This window comes from Mangrovibacillus sp. Mu-81 (genome assembly GCF_036867415.1).
In the GTDB taxonomy this organism is placed as follows: Bacteria; Bacillota; Bacilli; order Bacillales; family Bacillaceae_B; genus Rossellomorea.
The window spans coordinates 580,485-596,204 of record NZ_JBAJHU010000002.1 but is presented as its reverse complement, the minus strand read 5'-3'; the positions used below and the strand labels follow the sequence as shown (position 1 = coordinate 596,204).

Here is a 15,720-nt window from a genome sequence, read left to right as displayed (position 1 = left end):
GAAAATGAAGACATTAAAAGTCAATATTGTCACTCCCGATGGCCCAGTGTACGATTCAGAAGTGGAAATGGTGAGCACGAAAGCTCAAAGCGGTGAGCTTGGAATCTTACCTGGACACATTCCGATGGTTGCTCCACTACAGATCGGTGCGGTACGCCTGAAAAAAGGCAGTAACACTGAGCTTGTAGCTGTCAGCGGAGGATTCTTGGAAATCCGCCCTGAACAGGTGACAATTCTAGCACAGTCTGCTGAAACAGCAGAAGCTATCGATGTACAACGCGCGAAAGAAGCGAAAGGCCGTGCAGAAAGCCGTATGCAAGTACAGCAGGATGACGTCGATTTCCGACGTGCCGAGCTCGCCCTTAAGCGTGCCATGAACAGAATTAACGTTTCCGAACGTAATTTCTAATATTATGGAGAAACACCCTTTCCTGATGTGGAAAGGGTGTTTCTTTGTTATGTTGGGTGCGGGTTTTTTGTTTAAGTGTGGTTTGGAGGCCTTTGATTCAAACATTTTTATGGATTTGATAATATATTAGTGATTTTTGATAATATATTAGTGATTTTTGATAATATATCCGTTGGCTGGACGATATGAGAGGCGAATTGGGCCGGGTAAAGGCTGGTATCGACGTGTTTTTACTTCAAAATCTCTGGAACAGACAGAAAAAGCCATTCTTTCATTGAAAATAGGATTTTTTTCAACTGAAAAATATTCTGTTGTTCAAGAACCAATCTCGTCCCAGATGTGTTTAACATTGAAAGCCCGTCCCGCGGTTGTGTCAAAGCATCGCGGAACGGGCTGTTCAAAAGGCTCTTACAGTCAAGGCTGGTGGACGGTTTGGATGTGCTGGAGATTGATGTAGATGGAGCTGCCTCTGGCAGTAATGAGCTGGATGATGTTGTTTTCGACTTTTTCAATTTTTCCGATGGAGTCCTGCTGCAGACCGAGGTTGAAGACGACGAGTTGTCCGGTCAGTTTCTCCAGCTGTATTTCATAGCTTCTGGCAAGGGATAGCTGACTGGGATTGACCGGCAGCTTATCCTTCCCAAGTGCGTAAGGGGAGAGTGAACCTGAGTAGGGGGTGATCCATTTCAAGTGATGCAGGGAAATGTACATGGTTTTATAAACAGGTGAGTAGAAGGTAAAGTAATTGTTCATGATGCTTGTGATATAGCCGTGAATGGATTGATTTCCCGTCAGGTAGATCTCGGTGAACACCCCTTTAGCTGAAGTCAGGATTTTCCTTAACGCAAGTTCGTCCTCCTGTTCCAGCATCGGTCCGGTTGTGGGCTCTGCAATATCAAGTTCTTCAATCGACACCACTCGCAATGATCTTATGTGAATACTCGAGATATAGATATAGTCTTCTCCATTGAAGATGATCAGTACCTCACTTCCCACATCGATGAGGTAACCGCTGATTTGTTTTTTTCCGGTAAGCTCGACGATCACTGCCTTTCCGATAAATGATGAATATGCTTTTTTCAAGAATTTCTACACTCCTTCCATTTTAAAATAGCAGCTCAAACCAAAGGTAAAGGCTCAGCAGGCTGACGATCAGGCCGATCGGAATCACGACGATGGTGACCCTGATGTATTTGGCCCAGGAAATTTTAATGCCGTTCGATTTTAAAATATACATCCAGATCAATGTAGCGAGCGTTCCAACTGGTGTCAACAGCGCTCCGATGTCACTGCCTAGGACATTCGCCAGGTACGCGATCTGAAGAATATGAGGGTCGAGCCCCATCTCGGTGATCGAAAGCGTTCCGATCATCACGGCCGGCAGGTTATTGAACAGGTTCGAGGCGACGGTCAGGAAAAGTCCCATGATGAGACTGGCATTAAGGGGCTGTCCCACGATTAAATCCCTGAAGTGATCGACGATGAATTGATTGAGACCGACATTCTTCAACCCATAAACCAGTACATACATATTGAATGCGAACAATAGGATATGCCACGGGGTCTTTTTGAAAATATCTGTGATTCCCATCTGCGTCCGGAACCATCGTACCAGAATCAAGATGGCCGCCCCGGCCATGCCGATGACCTCGAGAGAAATCCCGAACGGCGTCAAAGCAAAGAATGCTGCGCGGGTGAGGACGACAATCACTAGACAGGCTTTGATCAGACCCCAATCGACTTCTTTCTCCTTTTTGGAAGAAGACAGCGGATGGGTGTAGGAATATTTCTGAGCTTCGGACTTCCATTTGACGGAGACTTCCAGGACTCTTTTGGGGATGTCTTTTTTGAAATAGAGGAAGAGCAGAAAGGCAATGAGGAAAATTCCAATCATGGATGGAACGAACATCATTTGAATATAGTCCTGCAAGGTGAGACCGACGATTTTAAGGGCGATCAGGTTTGAGATGTTACTGACGGCAATCGGTGCGCTTGCTGCGGTTGCGATCAGGGCACCTGATAATAGGTAGGGGATTCTCTGGCGGTTTTTCAACTTCAGCAATGAGGTGATGTGAATGATGATGGGTGTGGTGATCAATATGCTGCCATCATTGTTAAAGAACATGGTCATCATAAAGCATAAAAGAATAACGTAAAGATAAAGCTTCCTTCCCGAGCCCCTCGAACGATTGACGATATTGGTGGCAACGATTTTAAAGAAGCCTATGCTTTCCAATACGATCGACATCATGATCGTGGACAAAATGGTAAGGGAGGCTCCGCTGACGATGGAGAAAATGTTCAGGACATCAGATAACGGAACAATCCCAATCAGTAAGACAAGCCCTGCGCCGATTGTAGTCGGAATCGTTTCATTCAAGCCGAAAGGACGCCACAGCATCACGATGATGGTGATGGAAAAGATGAGTGTCATCCACAAGATAGTACTACCTGGCATGCTGGTTCGCCTCTTTTATATAAGGCAGGGGTTGTGAGTCGATTGGATGATCTGCATATTGTTTGTCCTCTTTTTCAACAGAAGCGGGTAGAAATAAGAAATAAAACAAGCTTCCTAATAAAATAAAATAGATGGTCATCAACAACATTTGTCCTCCTCTCTGAAATTCGATAAACAAAGGGTATTCCCGGCAGTCTTTACTCTAAGCAGAAAGAGCGCCGGGATGCATACAGCCCTTTGTTATCCTTTGAATACATGTTTAGTACAACCTGTTCGCTATTAGAAATCCATTGATTCGATTTCGTAATAGTATCTGTTCTGGTTTCTGGCGTTCTTCTTGTTGGAGTTCTTAGAGTTTGAGTTTTGAGAGCTGTTGTTTGATTTGTTTTCAGATGAAGATTGATTTGAATTGCTGCTCTGATTATTTTCAGAGTTATCTTCAGCTTTCTCCTCTTCCTTTTTTTTGACAAGAATCGCTACACTCTTCACATGGTAAGAGGCCAGGCGGATGACTTCTTCGTTAAGGATGAGCGTGATATAATCATCATTTGCGTCATCCAGTACACCTTCGATTTTCTCTGGACCTCCGCGGTTGACGGTCACCCACTGATGTTTAAGATCTCCAAGCATGGAAGTGAAATCAGCTGCGCTGCTCCAAACCAGTGACTCAGATTCTTCGCTTTCAAAGTCGATTCCCTGCTTCGTGTTTTCAGTGATGCTCTTCACGTGGCGCGATGTGAAATAAAGTACGCCTTCCTCTTTTGTCTGAAGGACAAAATAATCTTCCCCGGTTGACAATAATAAACCTGTCCGTGCTTCCGGGCCGCCACGGTTGATCTTGACAACCTTGCCAACCATACTTGATATTAACACTTTATTCATACTATTTCCCTCCTGAATTTAATAAGCATTTACACTACATGTATATGTGTCATGCCGTGACAAGGTACTAAGAAGATAGCCCGTTTTAATAGATTTGTTTGGGGGAAAACAGTGATTTCATTGAAAAAGTACGCCTGAATTCCTCTAAGAAATAGGCAAAAACACACCAAAAGCTAGATTGGGCAAACGTGTATGGGTGAATCTATTAAATCAAATGCCTATCATTAAAGGTCGATTCAGGACCTTCATTGAAGGATTAAAGTCTTTAACGGAAACGGGAAGGATTTTAGTGAATTAAAGCAGACTGGAGACGGGTGATAAGTCTGAACTCGTGTAAAGGGGGCATTCATATGAAAAAAGGTGAAGTGAATGGTGTGGACATCAGAAAAAAATCAGCATAACGGAGAAATTTCATTCTAACGCAGTGGGTGATGTGGTAAAATGGTCTATGTGCGTCGAATTTTATCGAATGGAGAGAAACGTCATGGTAGAAAGCTTCAGCCAACAGGCATTGATCAGCATGCTCGTGCATTTATTTGTGTTCGGGGTGACATTCTGGTCGCTGCAGGCCATCCAGCTTGATAAATTGCTGAAAAAAAACCGGGTCGCTCAAGGGAGATTGTTATTCATCCTGTTGACGATTGCGATCGGGTCAGCCGTCAGCCGATTCCTGCTCGATTATTATCTGTGGTCACAGCAGCTGCCGGCGTTCTTTCAATGAGGCTTTTTTCGCAGTGCGAAGCCATTCCGGCAGTCCTTTTATGAAGAAAGATGGTCAGGAACGAAACAAATTAAAAAAGCAAGACAATTTGTTTACAAAAAATAGGACTTCCTGCATGTTTTCTTTAGGGCCTGTTTTGAGTAAGATTAATTTTGTGTTTGAATGTTTGTGAAAAAGTTTCAAGATGAATTCGTTTTCATTGATTTGCCCAGAAGCTGTGCAGAAGACCTAAAGAGCATCGTTTTCATCTCTGACATCGCTTGTTCAACAAGAAGGCTTTAACGTAAATCATCTGAAAATTCTTCACATGACACAATCAAAATAGGATCATGCCACAACAAAAAATTGTAAAAAGATGACGACATTTTGGAAGTATGTTCTCCTCCGTAAAGGAAAGACTTTTACCTAAGGGGAGGAATGCAAAATGGGACGGTATTTTTACATTTTATTAATATTTTTTGTTGGAATAGGTTTCCTGCCGATCATTAATGGGAAGAACACTATCGAAGCCAATCAATTATTGGACATCGAAAAGCTTGATCACGCCCTGACTCAGACGAGCGGTGAAGTTACTGAATGGTCTCTATATGCAAGAGAAAACATAAAAAGCTTCACGAATAAAGGATTTGCCCAATATAGTAAGAATATGCAAGAAACTTTTTCTGATTTCGAATGGGCGACGGAAGACCATGCTGAAGAGGTAATTGTTGTGGGGACTCGCAAGACTTCTCACGGGGAAGAAACAATTAAGCTGCAGCATACCCCCGGAAACGAGCATTCGATTTCGTACATTATGTATGAAATCCGTGGAAATCAGGAATCGATGGGAGAAAAGACATCAAGATATCTGAAGAAACAGTTTATCCCAAACATGGAAATCATTTTTACTACTAAACCTTTGATTTTCTCTTGTATAAAAGGCGAATTCAATGCTACGCTTAATGAAGTTTTGTCGAATCAGGCCGTCGAAATGATGTCGATTCTTGACGCAACCGAAACGGAATCACTGGAAGAAGAAGACTTTCATTCCGTTTCCGCCTACTCGAAGCAAATGTCACGGTCTATACCAACAAAAGATAACGAAATGAATATACAACTAGGTCTAAGGAAAAGTGGAATGGGCACCAAGACAACCTTTGTCATTGGCACACCCATCCTGACGATTGAATATTAATATAGAGAAATTGGACGCGGAGGGGAATACTCTTGGATAAAATTATCGTCCGCGGCGGTCAGCGTTTAAGCGGTACTGTGCAAGTTGAAGGAGCAAAGAATGCCGTTTTACCTGTTCTCGCTGCTACATTGTTAGCAAGTGAAGGAAAAAGCAAAATTACAAACGTACCACCACTCTCCGATGTATATACGATTAATGAAGTATTACGTCATTTAAATACAGATGTTGAGTTTCATAATGATGAAGTTGTCGTTAATGCATCAAGGGAGTTATTTGTAGAAGCCCCATTCGAATATGTTCGCAAAATGCGTGCATCCGTTCTAGTCATGGGATCACTTCTCGGTCGTATGGGTAAAGCACGTGTGGCACTGCCAGGCGGATGTGCCATCGGTTCAAGACCAATTGACCAGCACTTGAAAGGTTTCGAAGCAATGGGAGCCAAAGTGAAAGTCGGTAACGGATTTATCGAAGCAGAAGTTGACGGAAGATTAAAAGGGGCGAAAGTGTACCTGGATTTCCCTAGCGTGGGTGCCACTGAGAACATCATGATGGCAGCAGCCCTTGCTGACGGAACGACAGTCCTTGAGAACGTCGCAAAAGAACCTGAAATCGTCGACTTGGCAAACTTTATCAATAAAATGGGTGGAAGCGTAGTAGGCGCAGGAACCGGAACGATCCGCATCGAGGGTGTCGAACGCCTTTACGGTGTCGAGCACAGCATCATTCCTGACCGTGTCGAAGCGGGAACATTCATGGTGGCTGCGGCCATCACAAAAGGAAACGTACTCGTAAAAGGTGCGATTCCAGAACATTTATCTTCCTTAGTGGCAAAAATGGAAGAAATGGGCGTCACCATCATTGACGAAGGAGAAGGCCTGCGTGTCATCGGTCCGGATAAATTAAAATCCGTCGATATCAAAACCATGCCTCACCCTGGATTCCCAACTGATATGCAGTCACAAATGATGGCGCTTCTTCTAGCAGCTGAAGGTACAAGTGTGTTAACGGAGACTGTCTTCGAAAACCGCTTCATGCACGTGGAAGAATTCCGCCGCATGGGAGCTGACATCAAGATCGAAGGCCGTTCTGTCATCATGCAGGGCCCAACTGCGCTTCAAGGAGCAGAAGTAGCTGCGACAGACCTGCGCGCAGCAGCAGCACTTTCCATCGCCGGCCTGGTTGCTGACGGCTACACACGTGTAACCGAACTGAAGCACCTTGACCGCGGCTATGTAAACTTCCACCAGAAACTCGCAGGCATCGGTGCTGACATCGAGCGCGTGAAGGAAATGGAAGAAACAGACGCAGCAGTATCAGAACAAAGCATGCTGAAAGATGCATAATATATAGGATGATTTGAAAAAGGTAAGCTTTCTTTTATGGGAGAGCTTGCCTTTTTTGTTTGGAGTGTTGTGGTGAAGGGTGTGGTAGTATGCAGCGTTGTTTGATAGACCATGATGGTTTGTGCTGGTAGTATGCAGTGTTGGGGGATAGACCGTGATGGGTTTGTAGTGGTATGCAGTGGTTGGTGTGCGATCTGATCTATGCCCGCTGTCTTTGATAATAAACCTGTTTGATTGAGCATATTGATAACGAATTTGTTCAATACGTTTATTTTCACTCATATCGGTGAAGATTCAATTATAGTAAAAATCATATCGATAATAAAAAGTGGATTTACGATAATAAATGTCGATTTTCCGATAATAAATCCTTCAATTTCGATAATATAGTTAATCGCAGTGCAAGTTTGTCTGTTATATTGTCGGGGATTCAGCTTCAAATTCAGCTAATGATTGCATCTAGAGGCTGCTTTGTAACAATTTTATATAAAAATGCACTGATTTTAATCCAAAAAACGTGATTTTCGGAAAAATGCTGTCTAAATAGCCCATGAGCTAAGGTGGAATACAGATTGGGACTGCACATTAATCAATCTAAGAGCGTTTATTTTCAACTTTGGATACTATACGATCAACTTTTACCGGTTTATTTTCAACTTTCCGTATTTTACGATTAACTTTCACCAGTTTATTTTCAACTCCGCAACCAAGGCAGAACCGGGAAAATCCTAAACAACTTTCAATCATAAAAGCCTGTCCACTGCCATACATATGAAAAAGAGTGGAGAAGTGTGCGAAAGGCACTCTCCTATTTAATCTTTCATTGGAGGCAGCGAACATGACGCATTTAAAACCAGTACTGATCGTCTTCTCAATCTTCATTTGCATCATCTTTATCGTACCCACTCTGCTTGTGCTTCCGTTTTCATCGGACAAAGAAAAAACCAACTTAAACGAGAAACTGGAAAGCGCGCCAGGAGCCGGGGAGCTCGCAGATTCAGTTGAGGTGGCTGTCTACCGGTCAGAGAAGGAAGTGATCGAGAAGCTGCCATTAGAGCAGTACGTAGTAGGGGTGCTCGCTGGTGAAATGCCTGCAGATTTTGAAAAAGAAGCGTTGAAAGCACAGGCACTTGCAGCAAGGACTTTCATAGTGAACAAAATGATGTCAGAGGACCCGTCCATTCCAAAGGGAGCGGATGTCACCGATACGATTGATCACCAGGTATTTAAAAATCCATCAGAGCTCGCCGGACTTTGGGGTGCCGATTCAGAGTGGAAGCTGAAAAAGATATCCGAAGCGGTACTCGAAACGAAAGGGCAGGTGCTGACATTCGACGGCAAGCCGATCACGGCGGCATTCTTCTCGACAAGCAACGGATACACGGAAAACTCAGAAGCCTACTGGCAAAATGAGATCCCTTATTTACGAAGCGTGAAAAGTCCATGGGATGCCAAATCTCCGAAGTTCACCGATCAAAAGGTCATTCCCATTTCCGAATTCGAACAAAAGCTCGGGGTAACGCTAACAAAAGATGGCTCCGTCGGTACGATCACTTCCAGAACGGAAGGAAAACGCGTCGCCAACGTGGACATCAACGGCAAGTCATTCTCCGGCCGCGAAATCAGGGATAAGCTCGGTCTCAAATCCTCCGATTTCACCTGGTACCTGAAAGACAATCACATCGTCATCTCCACCAAAGGCTACGGCCATGGAGTCGGCATGAGCCAATACGGAGCAAACGGCATGGCCAAGGAAGGCAAGGACTACAAAGAAATCGTGACCCATTACTATAAAGGTGTGGATATCACCGATTCCGGGAAACTGCTGCAGAAGGTGACGGCGCAGCGGTAGGGGTTATTGAGCGGGAAGCTGTGTTCGGGGTTGCGGTGTTGCCGAGTTGCTGGTGCCAGGCACAAATAAGTGGTTTTGTGCCTGGCACAAATTGAATGAAATGTGCCTGGCACGGATTGAGTCATCTGTGCCAGGAACAAATAGGGGTTATTGTGCCAGGCACAATTATAGTGAATTGTACCAGGCACAATTAAGCACTAATGTACCAGGTACACTCCCCAAACCCCAACCCCACACCCCAACCCCAAAACAAAAAAGGATGGACCCTCCCAAAGCCAAATCGGCTCAGGAGAGTCCATCCTTTTCTATTAACCAAAATACCGCTCAACCTTCTTCATATATTTCGTCATGACGTGGTCCGGATTCCTGAAATACGTCCGATTCACGATCCAGAACAGAACGGTGACACCGATCAGGTCCTTTGCTGCATCGATCATCGTCGCTGAACGGTACGGCACGAATGATTGGTGGATCTCATCGACAAATCCGTAGAAGATCGCGATCAAGGCTGCAGTGAAATTTATCGAATAGCCGAGTTTGCCGTTCGCAAGCAGTGCCAGCACAAACAAACCATAGAGAATTGCAAATTCGATTAAATGGAGCGACTCCTTTATGAACCGGTCCCAGAAATTATCGGGGAAGCGGATGACCGCATCATCCGGGTTGCTGGACAGGATCCAGATCAGCATCATATATAGAAAAGGCGCAGCTGTAAGTGCGATTTTAAGCATGGGTTTCACAGGCTATCGTCCTTTCGGGAAGTGTAATAGTAAAAAACCTCGTCCATTGTATCATGTGAAAACGGTTCAGCCATCGGGTAAATATTGCAGATCTATGAAGTTTCCAGAAAAAGTTACAGCTATCATACATAATTCATTTCGTTTTGTCGAAAGATAAGAATTAAAAAATTTTTTTGGACTTGTGTATATATTTTCAGAATTCTGTTCAGAATGATTGCTGAGGTGATGAAAATGAGAGAGGAAGAAAAGAAATACACTTCTCCAAAATTTTTGAAAAGACGTTGGGCATACCCAGCAATCTATCTGGCAAGTGCAGCAATCATTATCACAGGGATTCTGTGGTACCAGGCAGGCAATGATGTGAACGAGAATGCCGAAGATTACAGCTATGATGTTCCTACTGATAACGAGTTCAATCAGCCTGCAGAAGAAGTCAATCGTTCACTGGAAAACTTCGTAATGCCTGTTTCAAAACCGGAAGACACAGTCATCGAAAAAAACTTCTACGATGCTGAAGCTTCTGCCGAAGAACAGGAAGCTGCTTTAGTCGTGTATGGCAATATGTACTATCCGAACCAAGGTGTCGATATCTCGAAGGATGGGAAAGAATTCGACGTTCTGGCTGCGATGAGCGGTACAGTAACAAAGGTTCAGGAAGATTCATTACTGGGCAACACAATCGAAATCGAACACAGTAAGGGTATTGTCACTCGTTACCAATCAGTCAAAGATTTTGAAGTAGCTGTCGGGGATGTCGTGGATCAAGGTCAATCGATTGCAAAAGCCGGAAAATCTTTATTCAATGAAGATGCCGGTGTACATGTACACTTTGAAATTCGTAAAGACAATGTAGCAGTCAATCCAATCAACTATTTCAATAAGTCTCTTGCCACTCTTCAAGAAGCGAAGCTTGATGAGCAGAAGGTTTCAGGCGATCAGCCGGAAGCAGCTCAAGAGGATGCTGTACAAGAAGATGCAGCGAAAGAAGACGCAGCAGCTGAAGAAGGTGCTGAAGGGGAAGCAGCTGATGAAAATCAGGAAGCGAACCCGTCTGACGCAGAGCAAAAAGACGCTGGCGATGCCGAGTCTAATGCAGACGCGGATGACCAAGATGCAGAATCAAACGCTGATACAAGTAAAGAAGAACAAGAATAATAAACGGACTGACCGGCTGATGCTGGTCAGTTTTTTAGTTTGTAAAAAAGTTTCGAGTGCTTTCGACATGACTATATTATGTCAGAAGAATAGTTTAACTTGAGACCAAGCATATTCTAGTAATTATTTATATAAAAATTCTTATACTTATAGAATAAACGAAAAATAACTAGACGACATTTGTCGGAAAATCTTTATTGAAAAAGCTTTTCCACATAAATGATAATGAGGTCACGAATAAAATTTCAGAATATTTAATTTTTATTTATGATAGCGTTTACAAAATGGGAGGTGAAAGATTGCTTTATTTCATCCTGTTTCTCCTGATCACAGGAGCCAGCATCGTCTTCGCTGTAAAGAAGAAAAGGGCTGTTTTTTTAGTCCTGCCGTTCTTATCCATGTTCGTATATTTTATCGTTCAAATCGCTCTCGTCCCTATGCCGTTTTTTGAAACAGTGAAATTCATCTTTAGTCTAAGATAAAAAAGGGGGATATATATGAAGAAAATTGACCGTGCAATGGCGGATCAGTATTTCAAAGAGAAAAACCGTTTTATGGCCTTATATCTAGTTATCTGGTTTATCAGCTCGTTTGTCGTTGTGTTTTTCGCAGAAAGTCTGTCGGCGATTACGATAAATGGATTCCCGGTCCATTATTTCATGGGGGCGCAAGGCTCGATTCTGATCTTCATCATCCTGCTTTATGTGAATGCGATTGTATCCGACCGGATCGACCGTAAATATGGAATTGATGAAAGCAAGAATGTGCAGGTAAGCGTCGGGAAAACGCTGGATCATTAAAAAAACCTTCTATTTAAATAAAATAGAGAAAGCCACTAGCAGACATAAGGGGGAAATCGGTTAATGGATGTTCAGTTTATTGTATCAACGGCTATCATACTTGCAACATTCGCATTATATATCGGTATAGCGGTTTATAACAAAGCGAAAGCGACGTCGGATTTCTACGTTGCCGGCCGCGGAGTACCGCCGATCTTCAACGGGATGGCCATCGGGGCCGACTGGATGAGTGCAGCTTCATTCATTGGACTGGCCGGTACGGTCATGATTCTAGGCTATGACGGGCTTGCCTACATAATGGGGTGGACAGGCGGTTACTTATTGCTGACCTTCCTGCTGGCTCCGCAGCTCCGAAAATATGGGCGCTACACGGTCCCGGAGTTTATCGGAGACCGTTATAACAGCCATACAGCCCGCGTTATCGCGGCGATCTGTACGATCATCATCAGTTTCACCTACTCCATCGGACAGCTTTCAGGTTCCGGAGTCGTAATCGGACGTCTATTCGAGATCGATGCCAAAGTCGGGACGCTCATCGGGGTCATGCTGATCGCCTTTTATTCCGCATTCGGCGGGATGAAGGGGATTACGTGGACGCAGGTGGCACAGTACATTGTCCTAATCATTGCCTATTTAATTCCGGTCATTTTCATGTCCCTGCAAATCACCGGAAATCCGGCACCATGGATTTCATATGGTGAACTTGTCGGGAAGATCGGGGAACTCGACCGCGAACTGGGAATCTCTGAATACTTTGCACCGTTTACGAACGGGACGAAGTGGCAGTTCATGGCACTTATGTTTACATTGATGGCCGGTACGGCGGGACTTCCGCACGTAATCGTCCGCTTCTATACAGTTTCTACGATGAAAGCGGCTCGCTGGTCAGGGGCTTGGGCACTTCTATTCATCGGACTTCTTTATCTGTCTGCACCTGCTTATGCAGCGTTCTCCCGGTTCATCCTGATGACGAAGGTGGCAGGCAGCAAGATCAGTGAACTGCCTGCATGGACGGCTTCCTGGGTCGACACAGGCAAGCTTCAGGTAGCGGATACGAATACTGACGGCATCTTACAATGGAAGGAAATTGTCATCTCGAATGATATCGTCGTCATGGCAACGCCAGAAATCGCAAACCTTGGTGTGTTTGTCATTGGTCTTGTTGCAGCAGGCGCCATGGCAGCGGCATTATCGACTGCCGGCGGCTTGATGATCGCAATTTCGTCTTCCTTCGCACATGATATCTATTACCGCGTATTCAGGCCAAATGCATCTGAGAAAAATCGTCTCGCAGTAGCTCGCTGGACAATCGTTCTCGCCACACTGGCAGCCGGTCTCGTTGCGCTGAATCCTCCGGGAGTCATCACCCAGATCGTAGCATGGGCATTTGCGCTCGCATCCGGTACCTTCTTCCCGGCACTCATACTCGGAGTCTGGTGGAAACGTTCCAACGCGCAAGGAGTCATAGCGGGTCTCCTCGTCGGGTTGGCAGTGACCCTTTCCTACATCTTCATTGCGAGAGCGGGAGTCAATGTATTCGGGATCATCGATACAGGCGCAGGGGTCTTCGGTGCAGCGGCAGGATTCATTGCCAATATCGTCGTGTCCTTAATGACGAAAGCTCCGGATCAAAAGCTTCAGGATGAAGTGACCGATCTCCGCTATCCTGAACAAATGACCTTCAAAAACGGGGAAATCTGGGTTGATGATGATGTCAACTTCAAATCCTGAGGCAGGTAAAAGGTCAAGGGGGCAGTCCCTTTGGCCTTTTTTTGCTGTAGTAATGTGTACCGAGGGTGCCTGGCTCAATATCGGTGGTATGAGCCAGGCTCGAAGTGATTGAATCGAGCCAGGCACCTGACAAAACGGTGTACCTGGTACAAAGCTGATCTGTTGTACTTGGTACAAAACCTCACCCCTGTACCAGCACAAATCAACTCCACCGTACCAGTTACATTAACCGAGCCTGGCTCAAAATAGTAGGGAGGGAACTTCAATAATCTGCCCTCCTCAATCGGTTCAACCATCATATGCCTGATTTATTTTCAGAAAATTCGCTTCGAACCTTGTCCTTATTGTCTTTTTTGTGCATATATGGGGACCTCGGCTAATAAAATGATACAAACCTATCAAAACAGAGAGTGTTCGAGGTGAGGAATCGTTTCTTTACTACTTCATAAAGCCGAAAAATTTGTTCATACGTTGTAAGATCAGAAAGCCGCCGCATTAAATAAAGCTTTCTGCCGCTGTGAGCGGTCTGTACTATTCATTGTTGATATAGCGAGTCTCATTTCACGCTTCTCACATCCAATTTAGGGAGGTCGAGTGGTGTGCACGATTACATCAAAGAGAGAACAATCAAGATTGGCAAGTATATCGTGGAGACGAAGAAAACCGTTCGTGTCATAGCGAAGGAGTTTGGCGTGTCCAAAAGTACTGTTCATAAGGATCTAACAGAACGCCTGCCGGAAATTAACCCGGAACTTGCAAATGAAGTGAAAACGATACTTGATTATCATAAATCAATCCGTCATCTACGAGGTGGAGAAGCCACAAAACAAAAGTACAAAAAAGAAGAGCTCCACAGCTGATCATAATACGCCAAGCTACGCATTGTTGCGCTTGGTGTATTTTTATTTTGCAGAGGGATAGAAGCGGTGCCAGGCACACAACAGCCGATTTGTGCCTGGCACCGCTTTTAAATGGGAAGATGGTTCGACCGAGCGCTCAGTCGTGACCAATAGAAGTAAAAGGGAATGTTGGTGTTATTGATCTTCTCCAGCGGTTGGTTGGAGGACAGGACGAAAACTCCTGCGGGAAAAGCAAGTTAGGTGAGACCCCGCAGGAGCTTTTAGCGACGAGGGGGCTCACCAACCGCCCGCGGAAAGCGAAGTCCTGCACGGAAATCAACTGCTGCATTCAATGCTCCTCTAATTTAACCTCCCTGCAACAAAACACACCAACACAACATAATTTTTCAAATAAATAACAATTTTAATACATTTTTTTGACAAAGAATACGTTCTTTCGACATATTTGTGGTAAAATAATATATTGGGTGAAAGTTTTACCTTATCGGTTTACCGTAATTACATACAGAAAATAACTGACATATAAATGAACTGTAAATGAAGAAGGGAGTAACATGAAATGTTTGCGAAAGATATCGGTATAGATCTTGGGACAGCGAATGTCCTCATTCACGTTAAAGGAAAAGGAATCGTTTTAAATGAGCCGTCGGTTGTGGCTCTGGATAAGAACACAAATAAAGTATTGGCAGTGGGTGAAGAGGCACGACGCATGGTAGGGCGTACTCCTGGAAATATCGTAGCGATCCGCCCTTTAAAAGATGGGGTCATCGCAGACTTTGACGTAACCGAAGCGATGCTGAAGCATTTCATCAATAAATTGAATGTAAAGGGTTTCTTATCGAAGCCAAGGATTCTGATCTGCTGTCCGACGAATATTACAAGCGTTGAACAGAAAGCGATCAGGGAAGCGGCTGAGAAGAGCGGCGGTAAGAAGATTTATTTGGAAGAAGAACCTAAGGTGGCAGCGATCGGTGCTGGCATGGATATCTTCAATCCGACAGGGAATATGGTTGTCGATATCGGCGGCGGAACGACGGATGTTGCGGTCCTCTCAATGGGTGACATTGTAACGGCACAGTCAATCAAAATGGCCGGGGATAAATTCGACCAGGAAATCCTGAACTACATCAAGAAAGAGTACAAGCTGCTGATTGGTGAGCGGACGGCAGAAGATATCAAAGTGAATATCGGGACGGTCTTTTCAAGCAACCGTGAAGATGAAGAAGAGTATATGAATGAAATGAATATCCGCGGGCGTGATATGGTATCAGGACTTCCGCGCACGATCACTGTGACTTCCAAGGAAATCGAAGGGGCACTTCGCGAGTCTGTGGCTGTCATTGTACAAGCTGCGAAAAACGTCCTTGAGAAAACTCCGCCTGAGCTTTCTGCAGACATCATTGACCGTGGTGTGATCATCACAGGGGGAGGAGCCCTTCTTCATGGCATGGATCAGCTACTTGCAGAAGAATTGAAGGTTCCTGTCTTCAAAGCGGAAAATCCAATGGACTGTGTGGCAGTCGGTACAGGACTAATGCTTGAAAATATCGATAAAATTTCACGCAGAAAAATCGGCTGATTTTCAGGTACTTTTT

The 15,720-nt window shown here is 44.5% G+C and carries 16 protein-coding genes; 11 read left to right on the top strand and 5 right to left on the bottom strand.

The window, feature by feature from the left end; translation table 11 throughout:
- Nucleotides 1–4: 4 nt before the first annotated feature.
- A complete protein-coding gene (locus tag V6B33_RS06495; RefSeq protein WP_334216924.1) occupies nt 5–409 on the top strand; it encodes a F0F1 ATP synthase subunit epsilon in 405 nt (134 codons plus the stop codon).
- 414 nt (nt 410–823) lie between these two features.
- Here V6B33_RS06495 and V6B33_RS06490 read toward each other — a convergent pair whose 3' ends face one another.
- The 4 genes from V6B33_RS06490 to V6B33_RS06475 form a co-directional block, all read right to left on the bottom strand.
- Nucleotides 824–1,492, bottom strand: coding sequence for a DUF2642 domain-containing protein (locus V6B33_RS06490; protein ID WP_334216923.1), 669 nt, complete (start codon nt 1,490–1,492; stop codon nt 824–826).
- Between the two features lie 22 nt (nt 1,493–1,514).
- Nucleotides 1,515–2,867: an arsenic transporter gene (locus V6B33_RS06485; protein WP_334216922.1), complete on the bottom strand. Its 1,353-nt coding sequence runs from the start codon at nt 2,865–2,867 to the stop codon at nt 1,515–1,517.
- Complete coding sequence (locus tag V6B33_RS06480; protein ID WP_334216921.1) at nt 2,857–3,009, bottom strand: hypothetical protein; 153 nt, start codon at nt 3,007–3,009, stop codon at nt 2,857–2,859. Before V6B33_RS06480 ends, V6B33_RS06485 begins: the two co-directional genes overlap by 11 nt.
- A 137-nt stretch (nt 3,010–3,146) precedes the next feature.
- Nucleotides 3,147–3,749, bottom strand: a complete 603-nt coding sequence (locus V6B33_RS06475) for a hypothetical protein (protein WP_334216920.1) — start codon at nt 3,747–3,749, stop codon at nt 3,147–3,149.
- Between the two features lie 484 nt (nt 3,750–4,233).
- On the opposite strand from V6B33_RS06475, the gene V6B33_RS06470 reads away from it, so the two are divergent.
- The 4 genes from V6B33_RS06470 to spoIID all read left to right on the top strand — a co-directional run bounded on the left by V6B33_RS06470 (nt 4,234) and on the right by spoIID (nt 8,839).
- Nucleotides 4,234–4,470, top strand: coding sequence for a DUF1146 family protein (locus tag V6B33_RS06470; RefSeq protein WP_172251469.1), 237 nt, complete (start codon nt 4,234–4,236; stop codon nt 4,468–4,470).
- Between the two features lie 424 nt (nt 4,471–4,894).
- Nucleotides 4,895–5,644, top strand: a complete 750-nt coding sequence (locus V6B33_RS06465; protein WP_334216919.1) for a YwmB family TATA-box binding protein — start codon at nt 4,895–4,897, stop codon at nt 5,642–5,644.
- Nucleotides 5,645–5,676: 32 nt separating this feature from the next.
- Complete coding sequence (gene murA, locus V6B33_RS06460) at nt 5,677–6,987, top strand: UDP-N-acetylglucosamine 1-carboxyvinyltransferase (protein ID WP_334216918.1); 1,311 nt, start codon at nt 5,677–5,679, stop codon at nt 6,985–6,987.
- 838 nt (nt 6,988–7,825) lie between these two features.
- Complete coding sequence (gene spoIID / locus V6B33_RS06455; RefSeq protein WP_334216917.1) at nt 7,826–8,839, top strand: stage II sporulation protein D; 1,014 nt, start codon at nt 7,826–7,828, stop codon at nt 8,837–8,839.
- Nucleotides 8,840–9,147: 308 nt separating this feature from the next.
- On the opposite strand, the gene V6B33_RS06450 is transcribed toward spoIID, so the two are convergent.
- The gene (locus tag V6B33_RS06450; protein ID WP_334217074.1) at nt 9,148–9,570 is read right to left on the bottom strand and encodes a VanZ family protein; all 423 of its coding nucleotides are present in this window, start codon (nt 9,568–9,570) and stop codon (nt 9,148–9,150) included.
- 240 nt (nt 9,571–9,810) lie between these two features.
- Between V6B33_RS06450 and V6B33_RS06445 the strand changes: the two genes are divergently transcribed.
- The 6 genes from V6B33_RS06445 to V6B33_RS06420 all read left to right on the top strand — a co-directional run bounded on the left by V6B33_RS06445 (nt 9,811) and on the right by V6B33_RS06420 (nt 15,704).
- Nucleotides 9,811–10,734 (top strand): M23 family metallopeptidase, encoded by a 924-nt coding sequence (locus tag V6B33_RS06445; RefSeq protein ID WP_334216916.1) that lies wholly within the window; start codon nt 9,811–9,813, stop codon nt 10,732–10,734.
- A gap of 299 nt (nt 10,735–11,033) precedes the next feature.
- Nucleotides 11,034–11,216: a hypothetical protein gene (locus V6B33_RS06440; protein ID WP_334216915.1), complete on the top strand. Its 183-nt coding sequence runs from the start codon at nt 11,034–11,036 to the stop codon at nt 11,214–11,216.
- A 15-nt stretch (nt 11,217–11,231) separates the two neighbouring features.
- Nucleotides 11,232–11,534 carry a DUF4212 domain-containing protein gene (locus V6B33_RS06435; RefSeq protein WP_334216914.1) on the top strand — a complete coding sequence of 101 codons (303 nt, stop codon included), beginning with the start codon at nt 11,232–11,234 and terminating at the stop codon, nt 11,532–11,534.
- Nucleotides 11,535–11,597: 63 nt separating this feature from the next.
- Complete coding sequence (locus V6B33_RS06430; protein ID WP_334216913.1) at nt 11,598–13,265, top strand: sodium:solute symporter family protein; 1,668 nt, start codon at nt 11,598–11,600, stop codon at nt 13,263–13,265.
- A 599-nt stretch (nt 13,266–13,864) separates the two neighbouring features.
- Complete coding sequence (gene spoIIID, locus V6B33_RS06425) at nt 13,865–14,125, top strand: sporulation transcriptional regulator SpoIIID (protein WP_032086905.1); 261 nt, start codon at nt 13,865–13,867, stop codon at nt 14,123–14,125.
- A 559-nt stretch (nt 14,126–14,684) separates the two neighbouring features.
- Nucleotides 14,685–15,704, top strand: a complete 1,020-nt coding sequence (locus tag V6B33_RS06420) for a rod shape-determining protein (RefSeq protein WP_334216912.1) — start codon at nt 14,685–14,687, stop codon at nt 15,702–15,704.
- Nucleotides 15,705–15,720 lie beyond the last annotated feature (16 nt).

Coding starts and splice junctions, on each gene's coding strand:
- V6B33_RS06470 (WP_172251469.1), top strand. CDS start 4,234: ATGGTAGAAAGCTTCAGCCAACAGGCATTGATCAGCATGCTCGTGCAT.
- V6B33_RS06475 (WP_334216920.1), bottom strand. CDS start 3,749: ATGAATAAAGTGTTAATATCAAGTATGGTTGGCAAGGTTGTCAAGATC.
- V6B33_RS06450 (WP_334217074.1), bottom strand. CDS start 9,570: ATGCTTAAAATCGCACTTACAGCTGCGCCTTTTCTATATATGATGCTG.
- V6B33_RS06420 (WP_334216912.1), top strand. CDS start 14,685: ATGTTTGCGAAAGATATCGGTATAGATCTTGGGACAGCGAATGTCCTC.
- V6B33_RS06485 (WP_334216922.1), bottom strand. CDS start 2,867: ATGCCAGGTAGTACTATCTTGTGGATGACACTCATCTTTTCCATCACC.
- spoIID (WP_334216917.1), top strand. CDS start 7,826: ATGACGCATTTAAAACCAGTACTGATCGTCTTCTCAATCTTCATTTGC.
- V6B33_RS06465 (WP_334216919.1), top strand. CDS start 4,895: ATGGGACGGTATTTTTACATTTTATTAATATTTTTTGTTGGAATAGGT.
- V6B33_RS06430 (WP_334216913.1), top strand. CDS start 11,598: ATGGATGTTCAGTTTATTGTATCAACGGCTATCATACTTGCAACATTC.
- V6B33_RS06435 (WP_334216914.1), top strand. CDS start 11,232: ATGAAGAAAATTGACCGTGCAATGGCGGATCAGTATTTCAAAGAGAAA.
- V6B33_RS06445 (WP_334216916.1), top strand. CDS start 9,811: ATGAGAGAGGAAGAAAAGAAATACACTTCTCCAAAATTTTTGAAAAGA.
- V6B33_RS06495 (WP_334216924.1), top strand. CDS start 5: ATGAAGACATTAAAAGTCAATATTGTCACTCCCGATGGCCCAGTGTAC.